General features: G+C 65.7%; 9 protein-coding genes. 1 reads left to right on the top strand and 8 read right to left on the bottom strand.

Annotation, left to right across the window (positions count from 1 at the left end; genetic code table 11):
* The 4 genes from DJ019_RS20450 to rpsL all read right to left on the bottom strand — a co-directional run.
* Positions 1-244 (bottom strand): GTP-binding protein (locus DJ019_RS20450; protein WP_240606555.1); only part of this gene is annotated, 244 nt, incomplete at its 3' end.
* A 51-nt stretch (positions 245-295) separates the two neighbouring features.
* Positions 296-2,374, bottom strand: coding sequence for an elongation factor G (fusA, locus tag DJ019_RS20445; protein WP_111278709.1), 2,079 nt, complete (start codon positions 2,372-2,374; stop codon positions 296-298).
* 104 nt (positions 2,375-2,478) lie between these two features.
* Positions 2,479-2,952, bottom strand: coding sequence for a 30S ribosomal protein S7 (rpsG, locus tag DJ019_RS20440; RefSeq protein WP_111278707.1), 474 nt, complete (start codon positions 2,950-2,952; stop codon positions 2,479-2,481).
* A gap of 12 nt (positions 2,953-2,964) precedes the next feature.
* Positions 2,965-3,336 (bottom strand): 30S ribosomal protein S12, encoded by a 372-nt coding sequence (gene rpsL, locus DJ019_RS20435; RefSeq protein ID WP_111278705.1) that lies wholly within the window; start codon positions 3,334-3,336, stop codon positions 2,965-2,967.
* A gap of 260 nt (positions 3,337-3,596) precedes the next feature.
* On the opposite strand from rpsL, the gene DJ019_RS20430 reads away from it, so the two are divergent.
* Complete coding sequence (locus DJ019_RS20430; protein ID WP_133255341.1) at positions 3,597-4,364, top strand: hypothetical protein; 768 nt, start codon at positions 3,597-3,599, stop codon at positions 4,362-4,364.
* Here the strand turns inward: DJ019_RS20430 and DJ019_RS20425 are convergent.
* The 4 genes from DJ019_RS20425 to rpoC all read right to left on the bottom strand — a co-directional run bounded on the left by DJ019_RS20425 (position 4,361) and on the right by rpoC (position 12,272).
* Positions 4,361-5,470, bottom strand: a complete 1,110-nt coding sequence (locus DJ019_RS20425) for a ferritin-like domain-containing protein (RefSeq protein WP_111278701.1) — start codon at positions 5,468-5,470, stop codon at positions 4,361-4,363. The two genes, DJ019_RS20430 and DJ019_RS20425, sit on opposite strands and share 4 nt — an antisense overlap.
* Before the next feature lie 129 nt (positions 5,471-5,599).
* Positions 5,600-5,929 carry a TFIIB-type zinc ribbon-containing protein gene (locus DJ019_RS20420; protein WP_111278699.1) on the bottom strand — a complete coding sequence of 110 codons (330 nt, stop codon included), beginning with the start codon at positions 5,927-5,929 and terminating at the stop codon, positions 5,600-5,602.
* 62 nt (positions 5,930-5,991) lie between these two features.
* Complete coding sequence (locus DJ019_RS20415) at positions 5,992-7,920, bottom strand: alpha/beta hydrolase family protein (RefSeq protein WP_165844100.1); 1,929 nt, start codon at positions 7,918-7,920, stop codon at positions 5,992-5,994.
* Positions 7,921-8,078: 158 nt separating this feature from the next.
* Positions 8,079-12,272 (bottom strand): DNA-directed RNA polymerase subunit beta', encoded by a 4,194-nt coding sequence (rpoC, locus tag DJ019_RS20410; RefSeq protein ID WP_111278695.1) that lies wholly within the window; start codon positions 12,270-12,272, stop codon positions 8,079-8,081.
* Positions 12,273-12,356: the final 84 nt, after the last annotated feature.

The following is a 12,356-nucleotide window of genomic DNA, read 5'->3' as shown; positions in this document are numbered from 1 at the left end:
AGTCCACGTGCGCGTAGTGACGGTTCGTCGTCTCGTACTCGACGTGCGCCGTGTTGATCGTGATGCCCCGCGCCTTCTCTTCCGGCGCAGCGTCAATGTCTTCGTACTTCTTCGCCGTCGCGCCGCCGGTCTTCGCCAGCACCATCGTGATCGCCGCCGTCAGCGTCGTCTTGCCGTGGTCAACGTGACCAATCGTGCCGATGTTGCAGTGCGGCTTATTACGTTCGAACTTCTCTTTGGCCATTTCAAGCTCCAGCCCTGTCCGGGCTTGTCCTCTAACTAGGGTTGGAAAGTCTTAGGCGTACTTCTTGATGACTTCGTCGGCCACGGCCTGCGGGACCGGGTCGTAGTGATCGTACTGCATCGTGAACTGGGCGCGGCCTTGCGACATGCCGCGCAGGTTGTTCACGTAGCCGAACATGTTGGCCAGCGGCACGAAGGCGTTGATGACGATGGCGTTGCCGCGCACGTCCTGCCCCTGGATCTGACCGCGGCGGCCGTTCAGGTCGCCGATGACCGAGCCCAGATACTCTTCCGGGGTCACCACTTCGACGGCCATGATCGGCTCGAGCAGCTTCGGAGCGCCCTTCTCGCGGAGTTCCTTGAAGGCCGCGCGGGAGGCGATTTCGAAGGCCAGGACCGACGAGTCCACGTCGTGGAACGCGCCGTCGATCAGGGTCGCCTTGAAGTCGATCAGCGGGAACCCGGCCAGCAGGCCGTTTTCCTTCGCCGACTCCAGACCCTTCTGGACGCCCGGGATGTATTCCTTCGGCACCGCGCCGCCGACGATCCCGCTCTCGAAGACGAAGCCCGAACCCGGCTCGCCCGGCTCGAACACCAGCTTGACGCGGGCGAACTGGCCCGTACCGCCGGTCTGCTTCTTGTGCGTGTAGTCGATCTCGGTGCGCTTACCGAGGCTCTCACGATAGGCCACCTGCGGCGCGCCGATGTTGGCTTCCACCTTGTAGGTGCGCTTCAGGATGTCGATCTTGATGTCGAGGTGCAGCTCGCCCATGCCCTTCAGGATCGTCTGGCCCGACTCGTGATCGGTGGAGACGGTGAAGGACGGATCCTCGGCGGCCAGCTTCGCCAGGGCCACGCCCAGCTTCTCCTGGTCGGCCTTGGACTTGGGCTCGACGGCGATCTCGATCACCGGGGCCGGGAACTCCATGCGTTCCAGGATCACCGGCGAGCGGTTCGGATCGCAGAGAGTGTCACCCGTGCGGGTTTCCTTCAGGCCGGCCAGGGCGACGATGTCGCCGGCGTAGGCTTCCTTGATGTCCTCGCGGTTGTTCGAGTGCATCAGCAGCATGCGGCCGACGCGCTCCTTCTTGTCGCGCGTGGAGTTCATCAGGCCCATGCCGGTCTCGAGCTTGCCCGAGTAGATGCGGCAGAAGGTGAGCGAGCCCACGAAGGGGTCGTCCATGATCTTGAACGCCAGGACGGACAGCGGCTCGTCGTCGGACGCGCGGCGTTCGACTTCGGCCTCGGTCTTGAAGTCGATGCCCTTGGTCGGCGGAATGTCCACCGGCGACGGCAGATAGTCGACGACGGCGTCGAGCAGCGTCTGGACGCCCTTGTTCTTGAACGCCGAGCCGCAGAGGATCGGGTAGAAGGCGCCGGTGAGCACAGCCTTACGGATGCACTTCTTGATCACCTCTTCCGAGGGCTCCTCGCCCGAGAGGTAGGCTTCCATGGCGTCGTCGTCGAGTTCGACGGCGTTCTCGATCATGTAGCTGCGGGCGGCCTCGGCCTTTTCCTTCAGGTCGGCCGGGATTTCCTCGTCCCGGAAGCTCGCGCCCAGGCCATCGTTGTCCCAGACCACGGCCTTCATGCGGACCAGGTCCACAATACCCTTCAGGGCGGATTCAGAACCGATCGGCAGCTGGATCGGAACGGCCTTCGCGCCCAGGCGGTCGCGGATCGACTCGACCGACTTGTCGAAGTCGGCGCCCAGCTTGTCCATCTTGTTGACGAACACGATGCGGGGAACCTTGTACTTGTCGGCCTGGCGCCAGACCGTCTCGGTCTGCGGCTCGACGCCGGCGTTGCCGTCCAGCACCGTCACGGCGCCGTCGAGCACGCGCAGGCTGCGCTCCACCTCGATGGTGAAGTCGACGTGCCCGGGGGTGTCGATGATGTTCAGGCGCTTGCCCTGCCAGAAGGCGGTCGTCGCGGCCGACGTGATCGTGATGCCGCGCTCCTGCTCCTGCTCCATCCAGTCCATGGTCGCGGCGCCGTCGTGGACTTCGCCGATCTTATGCGACTTGCCGGTGTAGTAGAGGATCCGCTCCGTCGTCGTCGTCTTCCCGGCGTCGATGTGCGCCATGATGCCGAAGTTGCGGTAGTCTTCGATTTTGTGCGTGCGAGGCATAGCGGATGCTCTGCGGAAAAGGGGTGTTCGGAGGAGCCTGAACGAACGGCGCGGGCGGTTTATCTCAAACCGCCCGCGCCGGAAAGCTTAACTCAGGGTCGGGCTTACCAGCGGTAGTGCGAGAAGGCCCGGTTGGCTTCGGCCATCTTGTGCGTGTCTTCGCGCTTCTTGACGGCCGAACCACGGTTCGAGGAGGCGTCCAGCAGTTCGCCGGCCAGCTTCTCGGTCATGGTGTTCTCGCCGCGATTGCGGGCGGCGTTGACCAGCCAGCGGATCGCCAGGGCGCGGCGGCGCTCGGGGCGCACTTCCACGGGAACCTGGTAGGTGGCGCCGCCGACCCGGCGGGAGCGCACCTCGATGGCCGGAGCCACGTTGTCCAGGGCGGCGTGGAAGGTTTCCAGCGGGCCCTGATCCTTGCGGCGGGTCTCCAGGATGTCGAAGGCGCCGTAGACGATATTCTCGGCCACGGCCTTCTTACCTTCGTACATCACGTAGTTCATGAACTTGGTGACGACGAGGTCCCCGAACTTCGGATCCGGGAGGACTTCACGTTTGTCTGCGCGACGGCGACGGGACATCTCTGAAATTCCTTACTTCGGACGCTTGGCGCCGTAGAGCGAACGACGCTGCTTGCGGTCCTTGACCCCTTGGGTGTCGAGCACGCCGCGCAGGATGTGATAGCGCACGCCGGGAAGGTCCTTCACGCGGCCGCCGCGGATCAGCACCACGGAGTGTTCCTGAAGGTTGTGGCCTTCGCCGGGGATGTAGCACACCGCTTCGATGCCGGTGGTCAGACGGACCTTGGCGACCTTACGCAGAGCCGAGTTCGGCTTCTTCGGCGTGGTCGTGTAGACCCGGGTGCAGACGCCGCGGCGCTGCGGGCAGCCCTTCAGGGCCGGGACCTTGTTCCGCACCGGCTTGTTCTGCCGGGGCTTGCGGATGAGCTGGTTAACTGTCGGCATCTACTCTCGCTTCGTGGAGGCGTGTGCCGTTTGGCCGTGGCGCCTCAGTTGGGGTCGTTTAGGTCTCTGGTCCGAGGCCACTCGATGAAACGCAAAAACTCGCCGGAGCACCTGACAGGCGTTCCGGCGGGAGCGGTTCATCGGAGCCAGGAAGAATCCCCGGCCTCGAAAGAGCGCGCTACATAGTCGGGAAGCGCTGTCCCGTCAATCGCCGGTCCCTGCGGCGAACAGGTGACGGGTCGGCCATGAAATCGCCGCGCATGCCCCCACACCTAAGGCCGAGCTTCGACACCACGGGAGAGCGGATGCCGGCGGCGGGTCGGGGCCTGCGAGGGTACGGGATCGTGGCGGCCTCCGTGGCCGCCCACGTCGTCGTGCTGGGCCTGATCGCCCTGCACGTCCCGCGCCTGCGCACGCCGCCCGCGCCGCCATCCGGCCCGCCCGAGGCGATCATCCCGGTGCTGATCATGCCGCGCGCCCTGCCCCCTTCGGCGGAACCCGACGCGGCCCCGGCGCCGCTGCGGCTGCACAGGCGGCGGACGCGCTATTCGGACGCGCAGCTTCCGGTGGCCCCGCTCGTTGCGCCCCAGGCCCCCGCCGAACCGACGCAGGCCCCCGCCCCCTCCGGTCCCCGGACTCTGCTCCTGCCGCGCTACGAGGATACGCTCGCCGACAATGCGCGACGGGCCCTTCGCGGACGCCTGAATTGCGATAGCCCCGGCCTGACGCGCGCCGAGCGGGAGGCCTGCATGGATCGGTTCGCCTCAGACGCCCGGAACGCACCGCCCCTGGGTCTGGGGATCGAGCGCGGCAAGGAAGGCGACCTGGCGCGCGCGGCGCGGCGGAAGGAAGAGGACTATCGCTACAAGCGCTCTGCGCCGAGCGGTGCGGGAACGACCGGCAGCGGCTACGACAATAGCCGCATCCAAGGTCCGGGAGCCCCGAACCTTGGAATGGGATCATCTGCCCACGACCTCGGCGATGTCACAGGCAATGACGATCGCCGAAGTCTGAAGGTTCCCAACTAGGCGGCGACGCGTTCCTTCATTTCCAGCGGCGCCTCCAGGACAGCCCAGTCGATCATGCCGTCGTGCTGCAGGTTCTCGAACTCCAGCACGCCGAGTTCCTCGAACTTTGGCCGGATCGCATCGGTCAGCAGGCCGACCCGCTTGAGGTTCGGGATCATCCGTTCGAACAGGAACTTCCGGAACGCCTGGCCGCCCTGGCTCTGGGCGTTGATCTCGAGAGCCTCCTCCCGGGTGAAGCCGAATTCCTCGGCGACGTTGGTCGAGATCAGACGGTTCTTCATGACCACGCAGGCCTCGTAGGCGAACTGGGCCCGCTCCTCGATCTGGTCCTGCGGCAGGGCGCGGATCCAGTCCTCCAGATAGTTCACGCCGAACGCCACATGCCGGCCCTCGTCGCGCATCACCAGCCCCACGACCTGCTTCAGCAGCGGGTCGGGCGTGGTCTCGTGAATGGTCTGGAAGGCCGCCAGCGCCAGGCCCTCGATGAGGATCTGCATGCCGATGAACTTCAGGTCCCAGCGCTCGTCGGTCAGCACCTTGTCGAGCAGGAACTTCAGGTTCGGGTTGATGGGGTAGATCATGTGGCAGCGTTCCATCAGGTACTTGTGGAACACCTCCACGTGCCGCGCCTCGTCGAAGGTCTGTGAGGCGGCGTAGAGCTTGGCGTCGTGGGTCGGCGCGCAGCTCACGAGCTGGGACGCCACCATCAGGGCCCCCTGCTCCCCGTGCAGGAACTGCGACAGCGTCTGGGCCGACGTGCGACGCATGAAATCGGCCTTCTGGGCCGGCGTCAGGGCCTTCCATTTCGGATGGTCCTTGAAGCCCTCGGGGCCCGCGTCGTCGGAAGGCGCGCCGGCCGCCGGCGGCTCAAGCGTCCAATCCACGTCGAGCTCGGAGTTCCAGTTGAACCGCTTGCCCAGCTCGTACAGCCGCCGGATCCGGGAATTGGCCGCCTCGTAGTCCCAGTTGTAGGAGCCCATCAGCGGGGTCTGGAAAATCTCGCGGATGACCTCGACGTCGTGGTCCGTGAGCCGGTGGGCCAACTCGTCCTCGTCGAAATACTGGACCTCGGTCGGCGGGCCTTCGACGACTTGCACCTGCAGCATGGCGATCTCCCTGACGCCCGGTCAGTCCGGGCTTGGGAGCACCTTAAAAGTGACGCCAGCGTCATCTTTGATCTGGATCAACAAAAATGACGCGAGCGTCACGTTCGTGTGATGGCCTCGGCCGGACCGTCAGTCGAAGATGTCGAAGATATCGAAGCCCTTCTTCTTCTTCCGGTAGTGATAGTCGTCGTCATAGCGGTAGTGGCCGTGCTTGCTGTCGTAGGGGTGCTTGCGCTTCCAGTCGTCGGGATCGCGATGGAAGTCGCGCACCTCGCGGTCGAAGCGTTCGCGGTCGTGCTGCTGTCCGGCGCGTTCCTCGCGCTGGCCCTCCAGCAGCTTCTCCAGCTCACCGCGATCAAGCCAGACGCCCCGGCAGCTCGGGCACATGTCGATCTCGACGCCGGAACGGTTCACGTTCTGCATCGAGGTGTTGCAGTTGGGGCATAGCAGCAGCGGCAAGGGGGAGACCTCCTTCAGGTTCGACCTGATCTAGGAGGCCTCCCCGCCCCTGCAAGGGGCGATCAGTTCACCGGCAGGTGCTTGGCGAGAAAGACTTCGAGCGCTTCGAGAGTCTGCGTCCGCGTGGCCGACCTGGTGAGGTAGTGGTTCTCGCCCTTAAGCACGATGAACTCGTGCGGCTTACCCGCCGCCTTGAGACGTTCGACCATCAGCTCCGATTGCTTGATGTCGACGACATTGTCCTGGTCGCCGTGGATGAGCAGAACCGGGACCTCAACCGCCGCAGCATTGCGCGCCGGGGAATGCGCTGCGATCCGCGCGCTCGACGTCGCACCGAGCTCCTCTCGAAGCTCCTCGATGTGCGGGTTTTTTTGACCGGGAGTAAGGCCTTCGTCGAGCTGCAGCTGCCCCAGGTCCGAGATCCCGGCGATGGACGCCGCGCAGCGATAGGCGTCCGGATAAAGCGCTGCGCCTGCGAGCGCAGAGTACCCGCCAAAACTCGCGCCGACGATGCAAACGCGGCCTGGGTCCACTTGTCCCTCCTTCGCGAGCGCTAGCACTCCATCTTGGAGATCGGTCTGCATCTTGCCACCCCACTCCCCCTTGCCCGCCGCTTCGAAAGCCGCGCCGAAGCCCCATGAACCGCGGAACTGCGGCTGGAGCACCGCATAGCCCCGCGTGGCCAGGAATTGCGCCAGGAAGTCGAAGTCGTATTCGTCGCGCGAGGTGGGCCCGCCGTGCGGCAGCACGACCAGCGGCGGCTTGACGCCCGGACGCGCGCCGGGCGGCAGCGTAAGATAAGCTGGAATGTCCAGCCCATCGCGCGCCTTGTAACTGATCCAACGCGTGGTCCCGAGCTCGGCGCCATTGAGCTCGGGGTATTCTTCTCCGATCGGAGAAATCTCCTTGCGGCCGCGATCGTACAGGTACCAGACCGCAGGCGACGCAGGAGCGCTCACTCGCGCCAGAAAGCGGCTCCGGTCGCGCGACCAGCTGGTCAGGGCGACGTCCCGCCCCTTGAACGCCCGCGTCAGCGTGGCGTGAGCGGCGCCGACCTCAGCGTCCAGCCACTCAATAGTCGGCTTCTCGGCGCCCGTCGAAAGACCGAGCAGCGCATCGGTGTGCTCGTCCCACACGAGCCGAAGTGAAGGTCCCCCGGAAGTCTTGCCGACGGGCGTCTCAGCGCCATCCGACAGCCGGCGCGCGACCAGCGTGTCGCCGTGGCCCAGGTAGATGGAGTCTGTCGCTTCCGAGTACCCGAAGTAGTGGCGGCGGCTGGCGAAGCTCTTGCCCTCCCAGACCATGCGCCACTGCCCTTTGCCCCCGGCTTTGCCAAACACCGAAACGCGGTGATTCAATTGGTCGACGTCGAGCCGGGCTCTTGGCCGTCCTTGCGCATCCACGGCCCAGCTGACGGTGTCAGGCGTGCCTCGGTCGACCATCACGCCCTTACCCGTGGCGGGATCGGCCTTCATGAGCGTGAAGACGAAGTCCTCGTCCTTACGCTTCAGCCGGGTGTCCCAAGAGTTGCTCATAGAGCCGCGCTCGACGAGCCCGCGCACCATCGCCTGAGGGCGGCCCTCCGACGTGACCCGGTAGACCGGCTGGGACGTCAGGGCGCGCGACAGCGTGTCGGCTTCCAGCAGGCGCGCGATCGCCTTGGCCTGAGCCGTGACCACGACATTGCGCTCCACCCGGTATCCCGGCCCATCGTTCTCCCAGAAGGCGATGCGCGCGAGCACGAAGTCGTCGCCCGCCCAGCGGATGCCGACGCCCTCCACCGAGCCCAACTGCAGGATCGGCAAGCCCGGCTGATCGATAGTGGCGATCGACACGACACGCTGTTCCGACGTACCCCCGAGGATCGCAATCCGCTGTCCATTGGGCGAAATCTCCGCATCGACGACCGCCGGCGCCCGCCCGAACGCCGAAGCCGGAGGCGGCGCAGCGCGTGCGACCGTGGCCGCGGCCAGGAACGCGGCCGACGCCAATACAACCCTACGCATTGAGAACTCCCCCGAAGCACTTCCCCGAGCGCGACGGTAGCTTGCAGTGAAGCTTGGGCGCAACCGGCAGGCGGGCCGCGCAAGGCAAAACGGCCCGGGATCGCTCCCGGGCCGCTCGCTACGCGTGACAGCTACTGGAGAGTTTAGCCTTCGACCGTCTCGGCCTCGGCCGCGTCGGCGATCTCGGCCGGCAGCGGCTCCATGGCCTCCTCGCGGCTCTGCGTGAGGGCCTCGTCGCGCTTGGCGGCGATGCGCTGCAGGTTCCGCAGATACGAGCCCGTACCCGCCGGGATCAGGCGGCCCACGATGACGTTCTCCTTGAGGCCTTCCAGGGTGTCGCTCTTCCCCTGGACCGCGGCTTCGGTGAGCACCCGGGTCGTCTCCTGGAACGAGGCCGCGGAGATGAAGCTGCGGGTCTGCAGCGAGGCCTTGGTGATGCCGAGCAGGACGGGCTGGGTAAGCGCCGGACGACCGCCGCGGGCTTCCGCCTTGGCGCTTTCGTCTTCGACTTCCTGCTTGTCCAAGTGGTCGCCCTTGAGCAGACCGGTATCGCCCGGCTCCAGGATCTCCACCTTCTGCAGCATCTGACGGACGATCGTCTCGATGTGCTTGTCGTTGATCGGCACGCCCTGCAGTCGGTAGACCTCCTGGATTTCGTTCACCAGGAAGTCGGCCAGCGCCTCGATGCCCTGGATGCGCAGGATATCGTGCGGATCCGGGTTGCCGTCGATCAGGTACTCGCCCTTGCGGATGACGTCGCCGTCGTGGACCGCGATGTGCTTGCCCTTCGGGATCAGGAACTCGACCGGATCGCCACCGTCCTCCGGCGTGATCTTGATCCGGCGCTTGTTCTTGTAGTCGCGCCCGAATTCCACGCGGCCGTCCATCTCGGCAATGACGGCGCAGTCCTTCGGACGGCGGGCTTCAAACAGCTCGGCCACGCGCGGCAGACCGCCGGTGATGTCCCGGGTCTTGGCGCTCTCGGTCGGGATACGCGCCATGATCTCGCCGGGCTTCACCTCGTCACCGTCGCCGATGGAGAGAATGGCGCCCACCGGGAGCAGGTAACGCGCTTCACCGCCGTTGGAGAGGCGCTTGTAGGCGCCGCTCTCGTCCAGCACCGCCATGGCCGGACGCAGGTCCGAACCCTTCGAGCTGGCGCGCCAGTCGATGACCACGCGGTTGGAGATGCCCGTGGCTTCGTCGGCCTCCTCGCGGAACGAGAAGTTCTCCACCAGGTCCTCGAACCGCACCTTGCCGCCCACTTCCGTGATGATCGGCGTGGTGTAGGGGTCCCAGGTGGCCAGGCGCTGGCCGCGCTTGACCTTGTCGCCGTCCTTGATCTGGAAGCGGGCGCCGTAGGGGACCTTGTAGGACTCGCGATCCTTGCCATCGACCTGGATGGTCAGCGTCAGGTTGCGGCTCATCGAGATCAGCACGCCGTCGGCGCCGACCACGGTGTTGCCGCCGGAGATCCGGGCGACACCTTCGTTGGCGCTTTCGAAGAACGACTGCTCGGCCACCTGTGCGGTGCCGCCGATGTGGAAGGTCCGCATCGTCAGCTGGGTGCCCGGCTCGCCGATCGACTGGGCGGCGATGACGCCCACGGCTTCGCCGATGTTCACCGGCGTGCCGCGCGCCAGGTCGCGGCCGTAGCAGGCGCCGCAGACGCCGACCTTGGTCTCGCAGGTCAGGACCGAGCGGATCTTCACCGACTGGACGCCAGCGCTCTCGACCAGATCGATCATGTTCTCGTCGAGATAGGTGTCGGCGGGAACGATGACTTCCTGCGTACCCGGATCCTTCACGTCCTCGGCCGCGAAGCGACCCAGGATGCGCTGGCCGAGCGAGACCAGCACGTCGCCGCCCTCGACCACGGCGCGGAGCGTGATGCCCCGGGTGGTGCCGCAGTCTTCCTCGGTGATGATGCAGTCCTGGGCCACGTCGACCAGACGACGGGTCAGGTAGCCCGAGTTGGCCGTCTTCAGCGCGGTGTCGGCCAGGCCCTTACGGGCGCCGTGGGTGGAGTTGAAGTACTCCTGGACGGTCAGGCCTTCCTTGAAGTTCGAGATGATCGGCGTCTCGATGATCTCGCCGGACGGCTTGGCCATCAGGCCGCGCATCCCGCCGAGCTGCTTCATCTGCGCCTGCGAGCCGCGGGCGCCCGAGTTGGCCATCATGAAGATCGAGTTGATCTCAAGCTGGCGACCATCCGCGCCCACGGGAGCGGAGGAGATCTCGGCCATCATCTCGTCGGCGACGCGATCCGTGGCCTTGGCCCAGGCGTCGACGACCTTGTTGTACTTCTCGCCCTTGGTGATCAGGCCGTCGGCGTACTGCTGCTCGTACTCTTCCACGAGCTTGCGGGTCTCATCGACGATCGGCGCCTTGCGGGCCGGGATGACGATGTCGTCCTTGCCGAAGGAGATGCCCGCCTTGGCCGCCTCGCGGAAGCCCAGGCCCATGATCTGGTCGGCGAAGATGACCGTCGCCTTCTGACCGCAGTGCCGGTAGACGGCGTCGATCAGGTTCCCGATCTCCTTCTTGGTGAGGTTCTTCTCGAGGAGACGGTGACCGATCGCCGGGTTGTGCGGCAGCAGGGCCGCGATCTTCATCCGGCCGGGCGTCGTGTCGATGATCTTCCGCACGACGTTGCCGTCGGCGTCCATCTCGGTGTGACGCGCCTTGATCTTCGTGTGCAGGGTGACGACCTTGGCGTCCAGCGCCTGGTCGATCTCGGCCAGGTCGGTGAAGACCTTGCCCTCGCCCGGCTCGTTGTCCTTGGCCAGAGACAGGTAGTAGAGGCCGAGAACGATGTCCTGAGACGGCACGATGATCGGCCGGCCGTTGGCGGGCGACAGGATGTTGTTCGTGCTCATCATCAGCACGCGCGCTTCGAGCTGGGCTTCCAGCGACAGCGGCACGTGGACGGCCATCTGGTCGCCGTCGAAGTCGGCGTTGAAGGCGGCGCAGACCAGCGGGTGAAGCTGGATCGCCTTGCCCTCGATCAGCTTCGGCTCGAACGCCTGGATGCCCAGGCGGTGCAGCGTCGGCGCGCGGTTCAGCAGCACCGGGTGCTCGCGGATCACCTCGTCCAGGATGTCCCAGACGGCCGGCTGCTCGCGCTCCACCATGCGCTTGGACTGCTTCACGGTGCCCGACAGGCCCTTGGCGTCCAGGCGCGCGTAGATGAACGGCTTGAACAGCTCGAGGGCCATCTTCTTCGGCAGGCCGCACTCGTGCAGCTTCAGCTCAGGGCCCACCACGATGACCGAACGGCCCGAGTAGTCGACGCGCTTGCCGAGCAGGTTCTGGCGGAAGCGGCCCTGCTTGCCCTTCAGCATGTCGGCGAGCGACTTCAGCGGACGCTTGTTGGCGCCGGTGATGACGCGGCCGCGGCGGCCGTTATCGAACAGGGCGTCGACGGCTTCCTGCAGCATCCGCTTTTCGTTGCGGATGATGATGTCGGGCGCGCGCAGCTCGATGAGGCGCTTCAGGCGGTTGTTCCGGTTGATGACCCGGCGATACAGGTCGTTCAGGTCCGACGTCGCGAAGCGACCGCCGTCCAGCGGCACCAGCGGGCGCAGTTCCGGCGGGATCACGGGGATCACCGACAGGACCATCCACTCGGGCTTGTTGTTGCTCTCGATGAAGCTCTCGATGAGCTTCAGACGCTTGGACGTCTTCTTGAGCTTCATCTCCGAGGTGGTGGTCTTCAGGTCCTCGCGGAGCTTCTCGGCCTCCTTCTCGAGGTCGATCGCCTTCAGCAGGCCCTGGACCGCCTCGGCGCCGATCTCGGCGGTGAAGCTGTCGTCGCCGAACTCTTCCTGGAAGCGCAGGTAGTCATCTTCCGAGAGCAGCTGGTGCTGCTTCAGCGGGGTCAGGCCCGGCTCGGTGACGATGTAGTATTCGAAGTAGAGGACGCGCTCGATGTCCTTCAGCGCCATGTCCAGCATCAGCGCGATGCGGCTCGGCAGCGACTTCAGGAACCAGATGTGGGCGACCGGCGAGGCGAGCTCGATGTGGCCCATCCGCTCGCGCCGGACGCGCGCCAGGGTCACTTCGACCCCGCACTTCTCGCAGATGATGCCCTTGTACTTCATCCGCTTGTACTTGCCGCAAAGGCACTCGTAGTCCTTCGTCGGGCCGAAGATGCGGGCGCAGAACAGGCCGTCACGCTCGGGCTTGAACGTGCGGTAGTTGATCGTCTCGGGCTTCTTGATCTCGCCGAACGACCACGAGCGGATCTTCTCCGGCGAGGCCAGGGCGATGCGGATGCGGTCGAAGGTCGGAGCGGCCTGGACCGGATTGAAGATGTTCAGGACTTCCTGGTTCATCTTGGTTCCTTCTGCGGCGTGAGCCGCGTGAATTTCAGTTTGGGCTCGTTCCCGTCTCCCGCTCATCCCCGCGAAGGCGGGGAT

The sequence above is a fragment of the Phenylobacterium kunshanense genome (assembly GCF_003254525.1).
Lineage (GTDB): Bacteria > Pseudomonadota > Alphaproteobacteria > Caulobacterales > Caulobacteraceae > Phenylobacterium > Phenylobacterium kunshanense.
This window is presented reverse-complemented; position numbering and strand designations above follow the sequence as displayed.